The 22,119-nt window shown below is 58.2% G+C and carries 14 protein-coding genes and 2 pseudogenes; 11 read left to right on the top strand and 5 right to left on the bottom strand.

The window, feature by feature from the left end; translation table 11 throughout:
* Window positions 1–47 precede the first annotated feature (47 nt).
* Both AC3WLM_RS12085 and AC3WLM_RS12080 read left to right on the top strand, forming a co-directional pair.
* The gene (locus AC3WLM_RS12085) at window positions 48–356 is read left to right on the top strand and encodes a hypothetical protein (RefSeq protein ID WP_492477484.1); all 309 of its coding nucleotides are present in this window, start codon (window positions 48–50) and stop codon (window positions 354–356) included.
* A gap of 515 nt (window positions 357–871) precedes the next feature.
* Window positions 872–1,318 carry a hypothetical protein gene (locus tag AC3WLM_RS12080; protein ID WP_492477483.1) on the top strand — a complete coding sequence of 149 codons (447 nt, stop codon included), beginning with the start codon at window positions 872–874 and terminating at the stop codon, window positions 1,316–1,318.
* Window positions 1,319–1,565: 247 nt separating this feature from the next.
* Here AC3WLM_RS12080 and AC3WLM_RS12075 read toward each other — a convergent pair.
* Window positions 1,566–1,661, bottom strand: a pseudogene (locus AC3WLM_RS12075) (IS5/IS1182 family transposase); the annotation flags it as partial.
* Between the two features lie 166 nt (window positions 1,662–1,827).
* Here AC3WLM_RS12075 and AC3WLM_RS12070 point away from each other — a divergent pair.
* Window positions 1,828–3,471 carry an IS1634 family transposase gene (locus AC3WLM_RS12070; protein ID WP_492476953.1) on the top strand — a complete coding sequence of 548 codons (1,644 nt, stop codon included), beginning with the start codon at window positions 1,828–1,830 and terminating at the stop codon, window positions 3,469–3,471.
* A 75-nt stretch (window positions 3,472–3,546) separates the two neighbouring features.
* Here the strand turns inward: AC3WLM_RS12070 and AC3WLM_RS12065 are convergent, their stop codons facing one another.
* On the bottom strand, window positions 3,547–4,050 hold the full coding sequence (locus AC3WLM_RS12065; RefSeq protein WP_492477482.1) for a transposase: 504 nt from the start codon (window positions 4,048–4,050) through the stop codon (window positions 3,547–3,549).
* A gap of 289 nt (window positions 4,051–4,339) precedes the next feature.
* Here AC3WLM_RS12065 and AC3WLM_RS12060 point away from each other — a divergent pair, with 289 nt between their 5' ends.
* The 5 genes from AC3WLM_RS12060 (at window position 4,340) to AC3WLM_RS12040 (ending at window position 15,153) form a co-directional block, all read left to right on the top strand.
* Complete coding sequence (locus AC3WLM_RS12060; RefSeq protein WP_162895860.1) at window positions 4,340–4,735, top strand: hypothetical protein; 396 nt, start codon at window positions 4,340–4,342, stop codon at window positions 4,733–4,735.
* A gap of 356 nt (window positions 4,736–5,091) precedes the next feature.
* Window positions 5,092–7,968: an SNF2-related protein gene (locus AC3WLM_RS12055; protein ID WP_492477481.1), complete on the top strand. Its 2,877-nt coding sequence runs from the start codon at window positions 5,092–5,094 to the stop codon at window positions 7,966–7,968.
* A 112-nt stretch (window positions 7,969–8,080) separates the two neighbouring features.
* Complete coding sequence (locus AC3WLM_RS12050; RefSeq protein ID WP_492477480.1) at window positions 8,081–10,795, top strand: GcrA family cell cycle regulator; 2,715 nt, start codon at window positions 8,081–8,083, stop codon at window positions 10,793–10,795.
* Window positions 10,796–10,805: 10 nt separating this feature from the next.
* Window positions 10,806–12,467, top strand: coding sequence for a site-specific DNA-methyltransferase (locus AC3WLM_RS12045; protein WP_118074504.1), 1,662 nt, complete (start codon window positions 10,806–10,808; stop codon window positions 12,465–12,467).
* Window positions 12,460–15,153, top strand: a complete 2,694-nt coding sequence (locus AC3WLM_RS12040; protein WP_492477479.1) for a DEAD/DEAH box helicase family protein — start codon at window positions 12,460–12,462, stop codon at window positions 15,151–15,153. The genes AC3WLM_RS12045 and AC3WLM_RS12040 overlap by 8 nt, the downstream gene beginning before the upstream one ends.
* Window positions 15,154–15,214: 61 nt before the next feature.
* Here the strand turns inward: AC3WLM_RS12040 and AC3WLM_RS12035 are convergent, their stop codons facing one another.
* From AC3WLM_RS12035 to AC3WLM_RS12025, 3 genes and pseudogenes are all read right to left on the bottom strand, one after another.
* Window positions 15,215–16,852, bottom strand: coding sequence for a DUF6538 domain-containing protein (locus AC3WLM_RS12035; protein WP_492477478.1), 1,638 nt, complete (start codon window positions 16,850–16,852; stop codon window positions 15,215–15,217).
* Between the two features lie 309 nt (window positions 16,853–17,161).
* Window positions 17,162–17,332: pseudogene (locus AC3WLM_RS12030) on the bottom strand (transposase); the annotation flags it as partial.
* 73 nt (window positions 17,333–17,405) lie between these two features.
* Window positions 17,406–18,035 (bottom strand): TetR/AcrR family transcriptional regulator, encoded by a 630-nt coding sequence (locus AC3WLM_RS12025; RefSeq protein WP_039332613.1) that lies wholly within the window; start codon window positions 18,033–18,035, stop codon window positions 17,406–17,408.
* 165 nt (window positions 18,036–18,200) lie between these two features.
* Between AC3WLM_RS12025 and AC3WLM_RS12020 the strand changes: the two genes are divergently transcribed.
* From AC3WLM_RS12020 to AC3WLM_RS12010, 3 genes are read left to right on the top strand one after another with little or no spacing between them, the layout of a single operon-like run.
* Window positions 18,201–20,402, top strand: a complete 2,202-nt coding sequence (locus AC3WLM_RS12020) for a TonB-dependent receptor (protein WP_492477477.1) — start codon at window positions 18,201–18,203, stop codon at window positions 20,400–20,402.
* Between the two features lie 12 nt (window positions 20,403–20,414).
* On the top strand, window positions 20,415–21,194 hold the full coding sequence (locus AC3WLM_RS12015) for an SDR family NAD(P)-dependent oxidoreductase (protein ID WP_370584344.1): 780 nt from the start codon (window positions 20,415–20,417) through the stop codon (window positions 21,192–21,194).
* Window positions 21,195–21,205: 11 nt separating this feature from the next.
* Window positions 21,206–22,075 carry a tyrosine-protein phosphatase gene (locus AC3WLM_RS12010; RefSeq protein ID WP_492477476.1) on the top strand — a complete coding sequence of 290 codons (870 nt, stop codon included), beginning with the start codon at window positions 21,206–21,208 and terminating at the stop codon, window positions 22,073–22,075.
* The last annotated feature ends 44 nt before the right edge of the window (window positions 22,076–22,119 follow it).

Here is a 22,119-nt window from a genome sequence, read left to right as displayed (position 1 = left end):
TTGATCGCTCGACTGTGGATGGAAGGACAGGGCGGGTCATCCCATTAATGCCCGTTACGCTTGCAACGATCCATCGGGAGACGCAACTCCTCGATCCTGCGGCCAAGCCTGTTGCAACGTCCACGATCTTGCGCAACCCGGAAACCATAGTGCTCTATCATGCTCATGCCACGGAAAGGCCCAGAAGCAGGATCGTCATAGCGGATCGGGCTTTGGTCAGGATGTTACGGCACACCAAGCGCGACCTCGTTTGCGCTCTGAACGATGCGCACGAGCAACTGATCGATCGCGACGAGCAGCTCGCCGAGCTTGCCGCCGCCAACTTGGGATTGCGCCAAAACCAAGATCAGCATTGATGAAGGGGCCGGCTCGCCGCTGTGAGCCGGCCCCTTCCAGTTTGACGCGGACGCGATTCAGATAGCGGGCTGTTTGAGTAGCCCCTAGATTTCTGGACACCTTCAATCCTAATCTTGATGACAGGAGGCGACGATGGTCGGAACGAGCGGCGCTGCCACTGCAACATTGTGATCAAAATGCAGGATAGCGATCAACGTCACTAGCCTTGGGCAGCGCTAGAGTTTATCTTGGTTCAGGATTTTCCGACGGCGATATTTCGATTGCCCAAGAAAGTTAGATGTGAGTTTTCTGGGAAAACCTCAGACCGAACGATGCGGGGGTAGCATCAGATAGAGTTCTTCGGACTGGCAGTTCGGATCATGGCGCTATAAGTCACTGCAGAGTCATATGCTTTGCTGATTTTGCGGTCTAACTATCCCTCCAATTCATGTTTCGTCCAATCAATGGCATTGATTTGTTCAATAAATGGGATTTTTGCTAGCTCTAAGCTCATATCCAAAACAAGGAGAAAAGAGTGCACACCGTTTTATGGATTTTGGGCGTGATACTGTCCACTTTTGTATTATTGCTCATTTATGGTCATTTCTTTCCACCAACACCAGAGCAGTTGGCGGAGCAAGAGCGACTGAAGGTATTGAAACAGGCACAAAAGCAAATTGCGTCGGAGAGATCGGAAAGGAGAAGGCGGAGAAGAAATGCCCCTGCAAGAAAGGCGGCTCGTCAGCTCGCCTCAGACGAAATTTTCCACGGACCGATCAACCCTGCTTTGATCTGTCCTCACTGCGCAACTAAGGGCAAAGTTCACACGCAATCTGTGTCTAAGAAGCAGGGAATCAGCGGGGCAAAAGCCACAGGTGCATTGCTGACCGGAGGTGTTTCTTTGCTCGCTACGGGCCTTTCCGCCAAAGAAAAAAAGACAAAGGCTCTTTGCGGTCATTGTCGATCTGAATGGATATTTTAAGTAAATCTCTAGAAGTCGTCAAAAAAGGGCAAGGCGATAGTCGGATTGAGACTATGTGGATGAAGCCAATCCAGTGGACTTTTAAAGGTTTTTTGCCGGTTACCCATCTCAATAAGTCACCTTGACTTCGAATGCGAGCGGACTGATGCTGCCCAGATTTGAGTGCCGGCTCCGGGTATTTTATAGTCTGTTAATAGACTGGAAGATGGAGATCTCTGCCTGACGCCGGGTTAGCGTTGAGACCCAATCACGCCCAGAAGGCCACGGCGGCAGCGAGGCTTACGGCTGACAGGAAGTTTCTGGCGAGCTTGTCGTAGCGGGTTGCGATACGGCGGGAATCCTTGACCCAAGTTGGACAGTGACGTTGGAACAGGTGTCGAACATTGCTTCGTAAGTGATTGAATTTGCGTGATGTGGATTTGGCGCGGAGATTGGGTGTAGTAACAACATTTGCGCTGAACGTGGTGTTTCTGTGGAGTATTGTGCAGGTCGGCGATAACAACACATGCATGTTTGTTGTCGAACGAGTCGCCCGGGGCCACCGCTACCTCTATCTCGTCGAAAGCGTGCGCGAGGGTAAGGTCGTTCGTCAGCGCACCATCAAGGCGCTGGGCCGCAAGGATGCTCTTGCCGCCAGTGGCGAACTGGACAGGCTGGCAGCTTCGATTGCCCGGCACGCCGAACGCAGCATCATCCTTTCCGACATCGATGATGGCAAGATAACCGCCCACCGCATCGGCGGCCCCTTGCTGTTTGGCCGGTTGTGGCAGCGGCTTGGTGTCGATGCCGTGCTGGCCGAGGTGGCGGCAGGGCGTGGATTTGGCTTTGATGTCGAACGCGCGGTTTTCGTTGCCATGTTGCACCGGCTGTTCGTGTCAGGCTCGGACCGGGCGTGCACCGACTGGATGAAGAGCTATGCCATCGACGGAGTTGAGGATCTGGCGCTCCATCACTTCTACCGTGCCATGGCCTGGCTGGGCGAGGAGATCGAGGAGAAGGCTGAAGGCGCGTTGGCACCCCGATGCGTGAAGGACGTGATCGAGGAGAAGCTGTTCGACAGGCGCCGGGACCTGTTCACGGATCTGAGCCTCGTGTTCATGGATACCACCTCACTATCGTTCTACGGCGCAGGCGGTGACACGCTGGGGCGGCGTGGTCATTCCAAGGATCACCGGCCCGAGCTTGCGCAGATGATCCTGGCCGTGGTGATCGATGCCCAGGGGCGGCCGATCTGCACCGAGATGGTGCCGGGCAATACGGCCGATGTGAAAGTCCTCCTGCCCATCGTCACGCGCCTGCGTACGCGCTTCGGGATTACCCGGTCCTGCGTCGTGGCCGATCGCGGCATGATCAGCGCCGACACTATTGCCGCACTCGAAGAGCTGGGCATGGAATACATCCTCGGCGCCCGCGAGCGATCAAGCAGCGTCATCCGCGATGTCGTGTTGAACGACACTGCTCCGATGGTTCCGCTCGTGCTCGAGCGGCAGGCAGGCGAGACCCAGCTGTGGGTCAAGGAGGTCCGTGTCGGCAGCGGCAAGGACACCCAGCGTTACATCGTCACGCTGAACGAGGCCGAAGCCAAGAAGGACAAGGCGGACCGTCAGGCCATCATCGACGGGCTCCAGGCCCAGCTCAAGAAGGGCGACAAGGCGCTGGTCGGTAACTCGGCCTATCGGCGTTATCTCAAAGCCAGCGGCAAGAGCTTCGAAATCGATCTGGGCAAACTCGCCGACGAGGCCCGCTTCGACGGCATCAGTGTCCTGCGCACCAATGCCCGGATCACCCCGCTTCAGGCCGTCATCCGCTATCGAGACTTGCTACAGGTCGAAGCCCTGTTCCGCGTGGCCAAGGCCAGCTTCGATACCCGGCCGATCTTCCATCAGTCCGATGCCGCGATCCGCGGCCATGTCTTCGTCTCGTTCCTTGCCCTGACGCTCGCCAAGGAACTGACCCGGCTATGCCAGGACAAGGGCTTCCAGCCCGAATGGCAGCCGCTTCTCAACGATCTCGATCGTCTCCAGCAGGCCACCATCGAAAAGGATGGCAAGGCCATTACCACACGCACGCACGTCACAGGTGACGTGGGCAACGTCTTCAAGGCTGTCGGCATCGCACTCCCAGCCAACATTGCTGAGCAGACCGCAACGTAAGCTCCGCCGCGCGTTCGCGCGTCCCACACATCAGCCGCAAAATGTAGTGGTAACACCCGCGCACACTCGCGTATCCTATTGATATAAAATCCGTTCTATGAAGGCACTGTTCAACTTGGGCTTGAGGCGGCAGAACATGGCCTCGCCCCGCCAACGGTTTTTGGATCGACGTGCGTCATACTGGATCGGGCACTTACGGTTGCGTCGACCGGGGATCACGGGGATTGTGCCCTGCTCGCGCAAGGCAGCCCAGTTGCGGTTGGCGTCGTAGCCCCGGTCGGCAATCACCCGTTCCATTCCGACGGTTTTGCCGATCAGTAGGTCAGCCCCTTTCACATCCGACGTGTTGCCAGGCGTCAGGACGAAGCGGAGTGGTCGCCCGAGGACATCGACGAGCGCGTTGATCTTCGTTGTCCTGCCGCCACACGAAATGCCAATGGCATTGGCCCGCCCCCCCTTTTTGCACCACCGGCGCTGCGGTGGACTTTGATGTAGCTGCTGTCGCTCTGGCCGGTCTCCGCGATCCAGCCTTCCTCGGTCAGCGCCGCCAGGATACGGAGCCAGATGCTTGGGCGGCACCACCGGCTCCAGCGATTGTAGACCGTCGTCGAAGGGCCGTAATAGTCGAGCACAAGGCACAGGTCATTCCTGTAAAAGCTACACCTACGCAGATTTCTCGGCATTTGGCTCTGAAAGGTTGGTTGGCGGGATATACGGAAACGACCGCTCGTATCCGTGTTAATTGTGCACGAGCCACCATCATAGCCCTGGAGCAAGCAGCTCGTAATGACCCGAATGCAGAGTTCTGGTTACCATTCCATTGTAGCAATGACGACTTGGGCTCGAATTTAACAAGACCGACACCACCGTGGCTACAATCCATGCGTTTGGGAAATCAGCCAATATCGATTTCCCACCCGCTTCCATTGATCATTCATTTTATAACAATCGCATCAACAACGAAGCGAGTAATAGCATGAAACTCTTCACGATTTCCGACATCAATCTCGTCGAGCCATTTACCGCGGTTGCAGAGTCGCGAGACCGTGCCGCGGACTACTTCATCGCATGCCTCAATCGCGGCTTCGGGCATGTGCCAGTCATTGAGTATGCCGTTACGAGATGGAACCCGAAGGATTTTGATCAGCACAAGGGGTTGTGCGAAATCCTAGACAACCAGCAGAAAGGCTGGGCTTGGGAGGGACAAGGTCGATGGGAGTTCAACGACCCCTTTGGTATCGACGTCCGCAAAATCATCAGATGAGTCAAAGCTCGGCTGGTGTGGACCGACAAGTCCTAGCCGGCCGCTCAGCTTAGCATCCGGGTGCTGCCTATACGCCGGGGCAAAATTTCTGAGGTATACCGAGGATTGAGACCACCAATGCAATGTCCTTGCCACCATTACGGCCAGTTCAAGCGGTGGACGAGTCAGTCATGGGCATCAGATTTTAGGCTAAGCTGGACTGCAGAGTTGAAACCATTTTCGGAGAAAACTTGCAAGATGTGCGGCAAGTCACCGACAGGGGAGGCAACGCGTTGTCGACTCATTACGATCACGTCTTAAGCGGGTAGAAGGTAATCTTTGATGCGCAAGCTCACGAAAAAGAACCATGGCTTCACATGACGTATAGTTCGTTACATGCTCATTATCAGGCTCACCGGCTGACTACTGCGGGAGCCGACGAAGATGCGTTTTCCAGGTCGCTGTCCTCGGCCCGGGTCGAGATGAACCCACACCAAGTTGATGCTGCGCTCTTTGCTTTGCAGTCACCATTTTCGAAAGGTGTTCTGCTTGCCGATGAGGTGGGCTTGGGCAAGACCATTGAAGCTGGCTTGGTGATCTCACAGCGCTGGGCTGAGCATCGGCGCAGGATACTTTTGATTGTGCCAGCTTCACTGCGCAAACAGTGGAGCCTTGAGCTCTATGAAAAGTTCGGCATTCGCAGTGAAATTCTCGAAAGCAAAACCTACAACGATCTCGTCAAGGGCGGTCGCAGAAGACCGTTCGAAGATGACGGCCTTGTGAAGATCGTATCTTACGAATTTGCTGCCCGAAAGGCCGACGATCTTCGGAGAGCAAGATGGGACCTCGTCATCTGTGACGAGGCCCATCGGATGCGGAACGTCTGGAGCAAGGCGGGGGCCAAAGGCGCAAAAGCAATCAAGGAAGCTCTATCCGACAGCTTCAAAATTCTACTGACGGCCACACCCCTGCAGAACTCCCTGATGGAGCTTTATGGTTTGGTTTCCATCATTGATGAAACACACTTTGGCGGCACAAATGCCTTCAAGGCGCAATTCACGGGAGCCAATGCTACACCTGCCGCACAGCAGATCCTGCGTGAGCGCCTGCAGTCTATCTGTCACCGAACGCTGCGCCGACAGGTGCAAGAGGCCGGGCACATCAATTTCCGGCAGCGTCATGCCACGACGTTCACATTTGAGCCGTTCGACACCGAGGCCGAACTTTACGAGATGCTGTCCGAGTATCTGCAGGATGCCACAACAATAGCCTACGGTGGACGCATCAATCATCTGGTCGTTCTCCAAGCTCGTAAACAGCTTGGTTCATCGACGTTCGCAGTAGCGCAATATCTGACGACATTGCTCGACCGCCTCCGGGCCAAGGAGCGGGCCTCGGCGGACATGACCGACGACTTCGAAGACACCTTCTCCGAGGAATTCGAAAACGTCGAGCCTGACGACGGTGACGATGAGGAACGGATCGACCCTGTCCAGCTCGCTAACGAGATCGAATATGTCGAACAGATGCGAGATCTCGCGTTGTCGATCGGCGCAAATGCCAAGGGGGAGAAACTCGTTCAGAACCTGCCGCTGGTGCTTGACGAGATCCAAGCCAAAGGCGGCAAGCGGAAAGCAGTGATCTTCACCGAGAGCGTTCGCACGCAACGGTATCTCCATGGGCTCCTGTCCGACAACGGTTACGATGGTCAGATAGTGCTCCTGAACGGAAGCAATGCGGATCCCGAAAGCCGCGCGATCTACCAGGCATGGCGGGACGAGCATGCCGGCACCGACCGGGTATCCGGTTCCAGAACGGCCGATATGAAGGCTGCCTTGGTCGATGCCTTCCGCAGTGATGACAAGACGATCCTCATCGCCACCGAAAGCGGCGCTGAGGGCATAAACCTGCAATTCTGCTCCCTGCTGGTCAATTTCGACCTGCCTTGGAACCCCCAGCGCGTTGAACAGCGCATTGGTCGCTGTCACCGTTACGGTCAGCTTGTCGACGTCACAGTAGTCAACATGCTGAACCTCAAGAACCGCACCGAAGAGCGCATTCTCGAGCTGCTCCAGAACAAGCTGCACCTGTTCGAGGGGGTTTTCGGTGCGTCTGACGATGTGCTTGGCATTCTCGCCGATGGCATCGACTTCGAGCGCGAGGTTCTCGACATCGTGCAGCGCTGTCGCAGCGCGGAAGAAGCGGACCGGGAGTTCGACGAACTCACCGCGAAGATCCAAGGAAGCATCGACGAGGCAATCCAGGATGCACGAGCCAAGGTGCTCGAGAACATGGACGCTGTCGTCGTGCAGAAGCTTCAGCGGCGCGGCGAAGCGATTGCGAACATCATACCCGAGCTTGAACGGCGCCTGCTCATAGTCGCCAAAGGGACGCTTTCTGACGCACGTTTTGCCACCGAGGACGCAACTGTGTTCGAGCATGCCGGCAAGCGCTGGTCGACCCAGTGGAAGGAGGCCGACGAACATGACTGGCAATTCTTCCGCATCAGTGACGGGCTTGGGGCCGAGCTGATCGAACAGGCCAGGACGAAGTCATTTGCTGGCACCCCTATCGCGATGACCTTCGATCCTGCAGCCTATCCCTACACAGGCCGTCTGGGCGGTGTCTTCAATCTTGACGGGCAGAGTGGATGGCTACGGGTCATTCGGGCGCGAATGCCGGTTAAGGGGGCACCGAAGGAAGAGATCATCGTCGTCGCAATTGCCGACGACGGCACAGTCATCCCATCGGGGGTCGCAGATGGACTCTTCTTCGCTCCCGCCGTCGAGGAGGGCGAAGCGACCAATGCGGCTCCCGAGGAACGGCTTGGCCAAGAAGTAGCCGAGGCATTCGGACAATTCTCGCATCGCCAGAAGACCGAGAACTTCAATTGGCTGCTGGCCGAAGAGGATCGCCTCAATCGCTATGCCAAGGACCAGCAAATCGAGATCCAGGCCAAGCTTGCCGATCTCGACGAAGAGATACGCGATCTGAACAAGGCAAAGCTCTCCCCTCTGCTGTCGATGCAGGATCGCATGAAGGTCCTGCGCGAAACATCGGCCAAACAGGAAGAGCGCGACGATCTCTTCATGCGTCAGCATGAAATCATGAAAGCCGCTCGCAAGGACGTGAACGAGCGGCTCGACGAGATGGCCGCGCTGCTGAATTGCGAGCCCGAGATGGATGTCCTCTTCACCGTCCGCTGGACCGTGCGCAACGGCGCAACCACAAGCGACATGGCGGAGGCTGCCTGACACTATGTTCCCCGAGTTCGGACAGGCCCCTCTCTGCCTCGAATTCGATCTAAGGACCTACGAAGGTCCCTATTACCACGTCGCCAGTTTCCGCGGCCGTGAGGGTTGGCTCATGGCAGCGCGCGGCACCATTCAGAACGAGCATCACCTACTCTCGGCGAAGCTCATCGTGGCGTGTGACGAGAACGAGAACATAATCCTGCCCTTCAAAGCGGAAACGCTCGCACGTTGTGGGTGGAAGAACCTGACCGAAAGCGCAATCGAGCCACCCGAACTTCTCGATGACCTTATGTGCGAGCGGGAAGGCGATCTCTATGCCCGATTTCAGCGCATGATGAACCGTGATCTCGCTGGTATGGAGGAGCAGGCGCAGCGGCAGATCGAAGCCATCGACGCGCGATTGAGAGCCTCGGATCGTCGGCTTGATCGCGAATTGTCGGAACTTCGCCGCCGCCGTCTGATGTGTGAATCTCCTGAGGAGCGGCTGGCCCTTTCAAATCTCATGACCGACATTGAGACTGATCATGAGTTGGCGACAGCAAACTTGCTGGCCGAGCGCGCACTTCAACGTCGCAGAGCTGATGCTGCCGAGGAAATGTTGTGGGAGGACACTGACGCCCTGATCGAAGTCGAGCCGTTGTTTACCATCAATTGGCGCGCGCGCCATGCTAGCAGCCAGATCCAAAATCTGTGGATCCATGGTGGGGGCATCAGTCTCAAACAAAAGCACGCAGGCGATATCCGCAAGCTTGCGGAGCAGCGCGTCAAGCGTGAACATGAAGCGCAACGTGCCCGTGAGGAAAAGCCAGCGGAACCAGTGGTAGCAAAAGCCCGCGATCTCCCCAAGAAGGCACGAGCTGCGGGCAAAGACAGATCGATCAATGCTGACAAACTTCCGGCGCGCGCGGACCCGGTGAAGGTCCAAGCGATCATGACGGGATTGGCTCAGACGCCTTCGAAAAGCGCACGTAAGGCTGCCGCTGAGCAAGACGCTCTTAAGCAACTGCCAAAATCAACGGCGCCAGTATTCGGTCAGGATTTCCTGACCAAGCTGAAGGAGCGCAAGCCGACCTCGGACAATGTGACGGTTGTCAACGAGCTACAGCCAGAAAAGACCGCGCCGGAGATTCCTCCGACTTCCCCAACCAAACCGCCCTTCCCCAAGCTCACACCGGCTGCGCTCGATGAGCTTGCTCGCCTGCAAGCGCTACGTGACAAGGTCCAGCGGCGTCTAGACCGCCTCGTTGCCCGACTTGCATCCCGCGAAATGACCGAGGCAATCCGTGGCCCGTTAGAAGAGCGGCGTAGTCACTACAACGCGTCGCTTGCCGAGTTAGACGCCGAGATGGACTCAATTCGCACTGGGGGGCCACGGCCTTCCCTTCGCAAGATTGTTCCGATGCCAAAGCGCCCTGCTTCGGGCCAAAGTTCCGAGCGGGATCACCTCGTCCAGCAACTGGCCCTCGTCGTCAAGGAGGGCGAAAAACTCCGGCCGGGCTCGCCGAAATTTGCCACGAATCTCGCAGAGCGGAGAGACTTGGAGCATCGCATAGCGGCGTTGGCCCGACCGACTGCGGATCCCACGAACAATAAAGATCAACAGACTCCCACACCCGCTCTACCGGAGCCACGCGCCCAACCACAGACTGTGCCAGCTCCGTCGATCGCCGCCGCCCCCCTTGCATGCCCACCATCGGGACCAACCCTTTCGCCTGCGCCTTCCCAAGCGCCAACACCTGAACCGGCACCGGCACTGGCACCGTCACCGTCACCGTCACCGTCACCGTCACCGTCACCGTCACCGAAACAGCAAACAGCGCTGCCCAGCCTCCGCAAGATCTGGCTTCGCAAGAAGGCCAACCTCGATGCGCGGGTGCTCGATCTCGAGGCGCTCAAGGCCAGCCACTCGCCGTGGACACAGCCATGGTTCGAAGTGCAGGACCTGCTGAAGAAGGCGCAGGACGAGCTGCACCTGATCAACCAGCGGCTTGGCGTTTCCTCGATTCCCACTCCGGTGGCAAAGCCTGCAGCAAGGCCCGAGGCGCAAGAGCCCCAAGTCATCCCTTCACCAGAGCCTACACCAATCGTGGTGCTGCCGCCCCTGCCGACCGATCCCCGCGCCAAGCTCCTGCGCCGCAAGGCCAGTATCGAGGCGCAGATCGCCGATTTGCAGGAACAGGAGGCGAAGCTGCCTGCCTGGAGCAAAGCTTGGCACGCGGTGCGTGACCGGCTTGCCCCCCTCGAGACGGAGCTGGAAGTCGCCAACGAGCAACTGGCGAAGCTCCCTGCTGTCGCTGAGGCGAAGCCAGTGGAGCCAGCCAGAGTCCGCGAACTCCCAACACCTAAATTCGGCCTTTCGCCCGCCCGAGAAGCTCAGGCACCGCGCCCCACACCGCCAATCCCTGAAGACCTCGCACAGCTCATCACCCGCCGCGATGCGCTGAAACAGGAGTTGCGGGATCATGAGCGCGGCGGGACGAGCGTGGAGGATGGGCCTAACCGCCTCAATGTCTATCGTTCCAAGCGTGACAAGCTGATGGAGCAGATCAGTCGGGCGAACATGAAGATCGCTGCGATCGAACGCAAAGCGGCGGTGGACGGTGCCCCCTCCGTGCAAAGGCCATCCGCGGCTCCCGCGCCCTTCGATTGGACCAGCGAGAGGCAGGATTATCTCAAGCGGCACTGGAAGGCAGGCTTTGCGGCGGACCGGATCGCAGAGGAATTGGGAACCACGCGCAACGTCGTTATGGCGCGTGTGTGGCGGCTGGGGCTTCCCCGTCGTGGACAAGATTCAGCCGGGCAAGACAGCGCCCCGCAAGCACAGTAACGAAAGCAGCATGACCAAGAAGACCAAGCTCGAACTCACCTGGCCCGGCAAGGAAAACCGTCCGCGCCTCGAACCGCGCATCCTGATCGAGGATGCGGGCAAGTCGTATCACGCGGCCAGCAGGGCTGAGGGCGACCTCTTCGACAACATGCTGATCAAAGGTGACAACCTTCTCGCGCTCAAGGCGCTGGAGGCGGACTACGCTGGCGAGGTGAAGTGCGTTTTCATCGATCCACCTTACAACACTGGCTCAGCTTTCACGCACTACGATGACGGACTAGAGCACTCATTATGGCTTTCCCTGATGCGCGATCGGCTGGAGTGCATTCACCGGCTGTTGGCAGACAATGGTTCACTTTGGATAACACTTGATGACAATGAAGCGCATTACTTCAAAGTGATGTGCGACGAAGTCTTTGGGCGGTCGAACTTCGTTTCAAACGCTGTTTGGCAAAAGAAGTATGCACCGGCAAATGATACTCTATGGCTTAGCGCCTCGCACGATCACCTTTTGGTATATGCCAAGGATAAATCGAAATGGCGCGCACGGAACTTAGCAAGGGATGAAAAATCGCTTTCTGTCTACAAAAATCCGGACAATGATCCTCGAGGACCTTGGAGAGCTGATAACTATACCTGCGCAAAAAGTTCGGAAGAGCGCCCAAATCTTTATTATATGATAGAAAATCCAAATACAGGAGAAAAGATTTGGCCAAAAAAATCTCGAGTTTGGGGTTATGGCCCTGAGACCCACGAACAGCATAAATTGGACAATTTGATATGGTGGGGTAAAGATGGTAAGAATAGCGTTCCATCTTTGAAAAGATTCATTTCTTCCCTGAAAAACTCAGGTATCAAGGCTCAAACTGTTTGGACTTGGGAAGAGGTTGGACACACCCAAGACGGCCGACGTGAGCAGATCGCGCTATTGCCTGACGATCCATTTCCTACCCCAAAACCGGAGAAACTGATCGAGCGCATTTTGCAAATCAGCACAGAAGATGGGGACCTCGTCCTCGACTCCTTCGCTGGTTCCGGCACAACAGGCGCCGTGGCCCACAAGATGGGCCGTCGCTGGATCATGGTCGAGATTGGCGATCATGCTGACACGCATATCATCCCGCGCCTGAAGAAGGTGATCGACGGGAGCGATCAGGGCGGCATCTCAAAGGCAGTGAACTGGCAGGGCGGCGGTGGCTTCCGCTACTTCACGCTGGCGCCGTCGCTGCTCGCCAAGGACGCTTGGGGCAACTGGGTGGTCGACCGGCAATACAACCCGGAAATGCTGGCAGAAGCCCTGTGCAAGCACCTGGGCTTTGCCTACGCGCCTTCGCAGGAAGAAGGCGAGTGGTGGCGGCATGGCCAATCGAGCGAGACCGACTTCCTCTATGTCACTACCCAGAGCCTGACCCACGAAGCACTCAAGCGCCTGTCTGACGCGGTGGGGCCGGAACGCACCCTTGTCGTCTGCGCACGCGCCTTTGCCGGCAGCACCGATGCCTTCCCCAACCTTACGGCGGTGAAGATCCCCTCGGCCATACTCACCCGCTGCGAATGGGGACGCGACGACTATTCGCTGAACGTCGCCAACCTTCCTGCGACGCAGGATGCCTTGCCAGAGGAACCCGATCTCGGCCCGCTCTTCGCCGCCAAGGAGGCTGCCGATGACTGAGTTTGCCCCCGGCACCCTCACCCCGCACCAGCGCACCCGCCGCCAGGTCACCCAGCGTCTCTCGCTCCGCCGCCCGCAGGAAGAGGCACTGGCCATCCTCGCCGACGTGGCCGACCGCATCGACTGGAAGAACGAGGCAGATCTTCAGGCCCTGCTGGCGGATATCCGCGCCAGCTATCCCTCGGTCGAAAGCTTCGAGCGCGAATTCCCCTCGCTCTGCTTCGCCCTAGCCACCGGCGTCGGCAAGACCCGGCTGATGGGCGCGTTCATCTCCTACCTCTTCCTCACCGGCCGCAGCCGCAACTTCTTCGTTCTCGCCCCGAACACCACGATCTACGAAAAGCTGATCGCAGACTTCTCGCGGCCCTCGTCCGCCAAGTATGTGTTCAAGGGCATCGGCGAATTCGCCCAGAACCCGCCGACCATCGTGACCGGCGAGAACTGGGAAAACGCCCGCAGCGGCCTCGGCTTTGCCGATGCGGTGATCAACATCTTCAACGTCGACAAGATCAACAAGGAGAAGGGCCGCATCCGCTCCTTCCGGGAAACCTTGGGCGAAAGCTACTTCGACCACCTCGCCAGCCTGCCCGATCTCGTCATGCTGATGGACGAAGCCCACCGTTATCGTGCCAAGGCGGCAGCAAACGCGGTCTACGAACTCAAGCCTCGCCTCGGCATCGAGCTCACCGCCACGCCCAAGACCGTCGGCTCAGCATCCCGCGAGTTCAGGAACGTGATCTACCGCTATGGCCTGGGGCAGGCCATGGCCGATGGCTTCGTCAAAGAACCGGCCGTCGCCACCCGCGCGAACTTCAACCGCAAGGCATACGACGCCGACCAGCTTGAAGACATCATGCTCAAGGACGGCGTGGCCTACCACGAAGCCGTTCGCGTGGAGCTGGAGCTCTATTCCCGCCAGACCGGCGCTCCGCTCGTCCATCCCTTCATGCTCGTCGTGGCGCAGGACACCACCCACGCCGCCAAGCTGCGCGCCCGCATCGAAAGCGACGAGTTCTTCTCCGGCGCCTATCGCGGCAAGGTGGCGGAAGTGCACTCGAACCAGTCGGCCGAAGAATCCAACGAGGCCATGGCCCGCCTCGTCGGGCTTGAACATGATGCACAGACCGACATCGTAATCCACGTCAATAAGCTGAAAGAAGGCTGGGACGTCACCAACCTCTACACGATCGTGCCCCTGCGTGCCTCTGCTTCAGACATTCTGACCGAACAGACCCTCGGCCGCGGCTTACGCCTCCCCTATGGCAAGCGCACCGGCAACGAGATCGTCGACACCCTAACCGTCATCGCACATGACCGCTTCGATGATGTGATTGCAGAAGCAAGGAAGCCCGGCTCGATCGTCGCGATCAAGCAGGTGCAGCTCGGCGAGAATGGCGAGGTCGGCGGAGCCCGCGAAGTGCTTCGCGTCCCCAGCGACTTCGAACGCCGTTTCACGATGCCTGAGCCGGTGGGTGCAGACCTGTTCAAGGATAGCCACGCACCAAGCTGGACTCCCCCGACAGCAGAACAGGCCGCAGTTGCCTCAACCGCGCTCGAACTCATCCGCGAAAAGTATGAGCGCACCCTGCCCGGCGGCCTCGGTGACTTGCGCAAACCCGAGGTTCAGGCTGCAATCGCAGAGGACGTCCGCAAAGCAACCGCAGCCGCTGCGCCCCAGGGCACGCTCGACGGCATCCTGCCGCAACCCGATGTCGAAAAGCTGGTTGCCGAGATCGCCGTCTCCGTGGCGGAACATTCGATCGAAATCCCCGAGATCGTGGTGCTGCCCAGTCGCGAGGTGAACTTCTGGTTCGAGCCGTTCAATCTCACCGGCCTCGACAGCATCCGCTTCCGCCCAAGCGGCGATACGATCCTCATCCGTAACCTGCGCACGGATACCCAGCGTGAGCTCGCCCGAAGCGCTCAGGGACCCTCGGAGGACCGTCTGGAGGACTATATCGTCCGCCACCTCATCGTCTTCCCGGAAGTCGACTACGACAGCCAGGCAGACGAGCTCTACAAGCTCTCGGGCCAGATCATCACGCACTTGCGCTCCTACCTCGAAAAGGAGGATGACGTCGAAGCCGTGGCGCTCGAACATGGCCGCAAGCTGGCGGAGTTCATCCGCGAACAGATGAAGGCGCACTATCGCGAAACCCCGGTGGATTACCGCGCACGCCGTGTTCGTTCGTTCAAGGTGCTCAAGCCCCAGCAGGTCGGCTACGACCCGGCGCGCGTGCTACCGCTTGGCGAGCAGGCCGTGCCCCTGTCCGCCACCCCCAGCTTCGTCTTCACTGGCTCGCGCAAGTCACCCTATCGCATCCACAAGTTCGACAGCGATCCCGAACGCCGCTTCGCGTCCATGATCGATAGCGACCGCTTCCCCGCAGTTGTGCGCTGGCTCAGGCCCGCTCCCGGCCAGTTCGACATCGAATACCAAGGGGGCCGCCGTTACGAACCGGACTTCGTGGTGGAGTGCGACACCATGAAGCTCATCGTCGAGATCAAGGCAGAGAACATGCTGGACGATGCCGCGGTGAAGGAGAAGGCGCGAGCTGCGCACACTTGGGTGGAGCATGCCAACACCTTCGCCAACGAGGGCGATGGCAAGCCCTGGCACTACGTCCTCGTGGGGGAAAGCCGAATCTCCGAGAGCCTGACGCTACAGGCTCTAGCAAGCCTCTGAGGAGATGACCTCACTTTGTTTCAGGATTGCGTTAAGGTCGGCATTCGGAAGCGAACATCACCTACGGCCGGATAACCGGGATGCAGAGATCTCCATAGTTGATCTTCGCGATGATGTCCGCCTTCTGCCGCATCGTAATTCCATGCGGACTATAGGTTCCATAAGTGAACCCTTTCTCATGCCCAATCACTTGCGCCCAATCGCTCTCGCGAACGCCAGCGCGTTCCATGATCTGCGTGACGTTCTTTCGAAAAGAGTGGAATACCTTCCGCCTGCTGGAGAAGCCAAGCTTGAGCTTGTAATCTGAGAAGGCTCTTCCAGCATCAGCTCCAGGCTTTTTACCCGGGCCTTCATCATTGAAATTGGGCCAGATCCGCTCATGCGATGCTGTTTGAGCGCGCACGGTTATCCAAGACAGAGCAGTATGAATCGGCACCTGGCGAACCCCTGCTGGCGTTTTAGCCTTGCCAACATTGAAGTAGTGCAGACCCTTATGATCGGGATCGGTGCGGATGTCTCCCCAAGTTAGGGAACAAATTTCGTCTAGACGCATGCCAGTGTAAAGCGCGACGACCATTACCTCCAGCAGATCTTGCCGCTTCGGAGGTTGTTGGAATAGGGTCTTAAGCTCGCTTGATTCCCAAGGCAAATAGGACGCCACAACTCCCTTCCTCAGCTTTTTCGAAAATCCAACAAAAGGGTTATCACCAGAGCAATGCGCTCGATCCTTTGCCCAACTCCAAAGACTTTGGAGGGATCGCATATGCCTGTTCATGGTTTGCGCGGCTAAACCAACATCGCGATTTCCGAATTGCTTTTGCAGAGCGGCCCAATCCAACGACCGAGCCTTTGAGTTGCGAGCCCAGTTCGGATCCATGCGCTTGATCGCATCATGAAAGGCTGCCGCGTCAGATTTTTTCACGAGACGTATCGGCTTGTTGCCCCAAAAGCCGGCGAACAAACCGAATGTTGCCTGCTTTTGCTGCTCGGTATTGGTCACCCTGCCTGCCGCTTGGTCAGTTTTCCAATGGACCAAATACAGCTTGGAAAGATCGAGAAACGAGAGTTCGGCGGTGTTATCGATCGGGTTAAGCGACACTGCGAGAGCATCCTTCACGACCGGACTGGTCGGTTCAGCACCAAGATCACCTCGATTTCGGCGCGTGCAGGTGTGCACCACGTCAATGGTAACTTGAGCAAAGTCGCTCACAAACCCTTTGAACCAAGAGCTTGATCGATCCACTTGGTAGCCGGCATTCACCAGCGCCTTCTCGGCCGGCCCCTCCCACTTGCCAATTTCCCCGGAAGACACGGCCATCGCCATTGAGACAAGCGAGGCTTCACGTTTCTCCAGATAATCGCGGAAGCCCGCAGGGTCATTGAGATAATGCTGACTGCGCGTTTGTTTGAGACTGCTATATGCCTCGTGGTAAACGCTAGAGAGGATCTTCTTTAGCTCGAAATCAGTTGGCACACGGCAAGAATTGCTCGTCGCAGGTGTGTCTCGCAATCGCCGCCATTCCTCATGAAGTTCTGCAAGGATTGCTATCGCCCGTTCATTCGCATCCTTTCGATCCTCGGTGCCAAGGGATCTGGTGAACTCTTTGCGGTGAGTCGCAATCTGAATGTCAATCGGCAGCGGAACACGAAGCTGCCAGAAGCGTGAACGAGATCGGCGAGTGATGTAGCGGTCAATCATGCTGTTCCTGTAGCACTTCCTGTAGCACTTTGTAGTAGCAACATCCCCATTTTATCTAGATCGACAGTGTTTCTGGACTCTCGGAGACATCTAGCTTCGAATCCTGCCGCCCCAGCCAGCAGTGCCTAAATATTTGAAATTGGTGTGCGGCAAGCGCTGGAAACATGGGGTTTCCATGAAGTGTTGCCATTCAGGGGAGAACTTTCCCGTGCACCCTCGTCCCAGCTCTTTCCCCGCGCTGCGCCGTCCACTTTTTTGACGGCAGATCCGCATTGCCGATAGCGATCCACTTCGGAAGCGCTGCATTCTTTCTGCAGCGCAGCTTTGATGGGGCTGGAGGAAGACCTGAGGTATGGCAGCAACGACAGTATTTTGGCCCTTGGGCACGTAAGCCAACGCGTTCTTCGTGATGTGGGTGCGGCACCGCTGTCAGGTTGTGCCGTGCACGCGGGCGATCGAGGCCTTGCGCCCCTCGTGGGCAGCCAAAGGCTTCCATTACATGGATTTGCGCAACAATCTCTTGCTCAATGAAATCCCAAGTCCGTTTCGACCGCTACTTGAGGACGACCGCAACGGCTTGCTGGTGAACAACCGCGCGGAATGAAGCCAGAGTTGCAGGGTCCGCTGGGTCGTAGCGTCTCCCGGTGCCCAACTGATTGGCATTGCAAACATAGAACAGCGCCCCAGCCGCAACGCTGTTTAGGATGTGCACCGCCGGGACTTCACGAAAACTGCCTTCCGCCACGCCTGATGCGAGGATCCCTTCCAAGTCTCGCAGGGCGGTGTCGGAGAACTGCACCGGATCCTCGCCTCGTGGCGTTGGATCGGCCACCACGCGTTGGATGATACGCGCTGCCGTCGGGCGGTGGACAAGGAAGTCGAGCCAGGCGTCGAACAGCCCAAGCAAGCGATCCAGCGGCGTGTTCGCACCCTGCATCCGCTCGGTCACGAATTGGTGCATGGCAGTGAAGATGTCCGCCTCGACCTCATCATAGAGCTGCTGCTTGCCAGGGAAGTAGTAGACGATTGATGGCCGACGAATGCCGACGACTTGCGCGACATCTTCTAGGCGGGCGGCCGCATATCCAACCTCCGCAAACACCTGCTCGGCAGCGCTCAGTATCGCACTGCGCGTTGCGTCTCCGCGTGCCTGCCGGGCAACGGGTCTGGAGGCGTTGGACAATCGTATCCCCTCAATTGAATGGCCGGCCAAACCGCCCGACCTGAGAGCTGTCATAGTCGCTCTCATAGCCAAGCCCAAGCCACGCAGTGCTCCATCGCATAAAGCACCTTGCTATTCTACCGTCGGGTAGGTAGAAAATCTACCGTGATGTAGATAACCGCGGGCATGGCCGTGGAAGTGCGGGAGAGAATCATGAAGGGATTGGAAAACTTGGCGAGTGCCGTCGCATTGTCGATGACGCTCGGGTCGTCGCCGTCACTCGCGCAAGACGCGGCCGGACAAGCGAGTGGATCCGCCACAGATGGCGGCATCGCCGAAATAGTGGTGACTGCGCAGAAGCGCGCCGAGTCCTTGCAAAAGACGCCTTTGTCGATCGTTGCGCTCACGTCGGCCGATCTTGAGCGAAAGGGTATCCTGGATCTGACCGATCTACGTTCGCAGGTGCCAGCGCTTCAAGTCACGCCCCATCCCAACAGCGCCACGACGGCCCGCGTGTTCGTGAGAGGTGTGGGTAACAACGATGACCAGATCACGGTTGACCCCAGCGTCGCGGTTTATCTCGACGGAATCTATGTTGCGCGCGGACAGGGGCTCGCGGCGGAAATCGCCGAGGTCGAGCGTATAGAAGTGCTGCGCGGGCCGCAGGGCTCACTTTACGGGCGCAATGCTACAGGTGGGGCAATCAACTACATCACCCGCAAGCCGGCACTCGGCGAGTTCCATGCGCGCCAGACGCTTGCGCTCGGGAACTATGACCAGTTCCGTTCGCGCACGAGTGTTAATGTGCCACTGGGCGACAGCATCGCAGTTGAGCTTGCCTACCTGTACAGCGAGAAGGACGGGTTCGTGCGGAACCTCGGCACGGGAGTCTCCCGCTTCGGCGATCAGATGCGCCAGGCCTATCGCGCAACGGCGCTGTGGCAACCGAGCCCAGACATCGAGCTGCGCTATGCCTACGACCGGTCGGACATCGCCGATACGCCGGCCTACATGGTCCTGGCACCCTTTCATCCCGCGCTTGCGACCAGACCAACCTATGGGTCATCCGCAGTCCGGGGATTGCTGGCAAACGACGTGTCCGCACAGGGCCATGGCCTCACGGCAAGCTGGGCGGTGTCGGAAGCGCTGACGTTGAAGTCCATCACTGGTTATCGCAAGCTCGCCAACTCCACCAACCAGAATTACCTGACCGGAGCACTGGGCCCTTTCCCGGTCTTCGTCACCGCATTCGACCAAAAACAGCGGCAGTGGAGCGAGGAACTGCAGGCGGTGGGATCAGCGCTAGACAGCCAGCTCGAATACACGCTTGGCGCATACTTCTTCGACGAGAAGGCATTTAGCTTTGACAGCACTGTGCCGACCGGTCGTCCGACTTCCCTGCGCACCGCGACAGTTCACAACCGCGCCTGGGCGCTCTACGGCCAGGCGACCTGGCGTCCAGCCGCTATCGAGGGGCTCTATCTTACGGGAGGGCTGCGTTGGTCGCAGGACGAACGCGAAGCAACCTTGGACCAGCGCAGCGTAGCACTGAACGGCACTATCGTTACTCGTCCTCAAGGCCGGGGTAGCAACACTTTCAGCGACTACAGTCCAAGCGTCATCCTCGGCTACCAGGCCAACACGGATCTCAATCTTTATGCCAAGTGGTCTCGCGGATACAAATCCGGCGGGTACAACTTGCGCGCGAGCACGATCAGCCGTTTTGCGGTGGGATATGGACCGGAAAGGTTGGACAGCTTCGAGTTCGGCGTGAAGTCGAGCTGGCTCGACAATCGCCTGCGCGCCAACATCGCGCTGTTCCGTGCAAACTACCGCGATATCCAGGTCAACATCCAATCGGACCCGGCCAATCCGGCTGTGACCGACATCTTCAATGCCGGGCGGGCGCGCATCCAGGGATTGGAGCTGGACCTTACGGCGAAACCCGCGAGCGCATTCACCTTAAGTGCCAACTATGCATATCTCGATGCAGGTTATCGCGAGGTCAGGGATCAGATCACCGGCGCCAATATCGCAGGCCGCTTCAATTTCGTGGAGGCCCCGCGCCACACCCTCACAGTGGGCGCGGAGTGGGTGCTTTCATCAACACCCCTTGGCGTACCAAGCGCCAGCGTCGACTACTACATGCAGAGCGACAAGTTTTCCTCGACCACCGACTCTCGCTACATCATCGGGGATTACGGCCTGCTTAGCGCGAGGGTTGCCCTCAGTGACATTCCGATCGGGGTGGGCAAGTGGCAGCTGGCTGCCTTCGGGCGCAATCTCACTGACACCAAGTACTATGTCGCCCATTTTTCCGCTGGACTTCCCGCAGCCTTCTTTGGCGATCCACGCAGCTACGGCCTCGAACTTCGCTTTGAGTACTGACGGATGACCCTGATGAAGAACCTTGAGCCAGCTGTCGCTTACCTTTCCACACCGGTGATCGTTACCGGCGGCGCATCTGGGATCGGTCTTGCGACTGCCGAGGCGCTGGCTGCTGTCGGACGGCCCGTGGCGCTGTGGGACATCAATGGCGACGCCGCAATCCGCGCAGCCGAACGAATTGCTTTGGTATTCGGAGTGAGGACTCTGGGTTTTGCCGTCGACCTGCGTGAGCTCGCAGCGTTCGGTCCTGCTCTCACGGCCACACGCGAGGCACTCGGACCAATCGGAGCTCTGGTCCATTCCGCAGGAACCGTCGACACGGATTCGATCGATGGACTTACCCCGCAAAGCTGGGATAGCGGTATCGCGATTCACCTTCGAGCCCTAGCGTTTCTGGTGAAGGAGCTGCGCGAGGACATGGCTGGACAGGCCGGTTCGGCAGTGGTCGCCGTCAGCTCGATCAATGCAACCTTGGGAAACGCGGTCAACCCGGTCTACACAGCCGCAAAGGGAGGAATGCTTTCGCTGGTACGGTCGCTGGCTGATCGTCTCGCGCGCGACGGTATCCGCATCAACGCGGTTTCGCCGGGCCAGATCGTGACACCAATGACGAAGCCGGTCATCGACGCGCTGCCTCAAGGGTTTTTCGAAAAGCGCGTCCTGCTTGAGAGGCTTGGCCAGCCCGAAGAGGTTGCAAGAGCCATACGCTTTCTGCTTTCGTCCGAGGCTAGTTACATCACGGCGACAGAACTCGTCGTGGATGGTGGCAATATCTCGTCCCAACGCGGATGAGGGAGAGGGAGATGACAATGCGACTGGCAAATGCATTCGCCCTCGGGCTCTTGATTACTGGTTGTTCGCCCGCGCCAATGCCGCCGGCATTGCAGGCCCATGCCAAGCAGGCGGCCCCCTCGCTGCGACTGGCCGGCGCGCCCAACTTTCGCGACATAGGAGGCTACGAAACGGAGAACGGCGGTAAAGTCAGGACAGGCATTGCCTATCGTTCGGATCAGATCAATCTCCTTGGTGATGCCGATCTTGCAGCACTTGACGCCTTGCATCCCGCTGCGGTGGTTGACCTCAGGACTGCGACCGAGAGGCAAAGGGAACCGGATCGAGTGCCGCCGGGCGTCGACTACGTTGTCCTCGACGTCGCGGCCGACAGCACGGAATCACTGGGCGGAGACATGCGCCTTGCCATGACGCAAATCGCGCAAGGACAAGGAGAGGCGCTCCTTGTGGCAGCAAACCGTGAGTTCGTTACCCTCCCCAGCGCGCGGCAGTCCTACGCCGGCCTGATACGGCTCATCCTATCATCGAAAAGGCCTGTGATCTTTCACTGCACCGCCGGGAAGGACCGCACAGGGTGGGCGACTGCCATCATCCTGACATTGCTAGGCGCAACACGCGAAACTGTTTTGCAGGATTACCTTCTCAGCAACGAACGGCTTGCAGCGAAGAATGCATCAACCCTGTCAACCGTCGCAGCTTCACAAAGCAATATACCGCCCGCATACCTCGAGCCTGTACTGACAGTGAAAGCCAAATACATCGAGGCAGCATTCTTCGAAGTCGACAGAACCTATGGATCATTTGACAAATATGCGCGTGATGGCCTTGGATTATCGGAAGAAGAAATCCAAGGACTAAGAGAGAAATTTCTTTTGTCCTGAACACAAAATGGAGCTCAATCGGCCCAGTGAAAGCCTGTTCGGTC

It is taken from the genome of Novosphingobium sp. FW305-C-30-35, from assembly GCF_058783135.1.
Note: the sequence above shows the minus strand (reverse complement) of the source record. Positions and strands in the feature narration are given on the sequence as shown.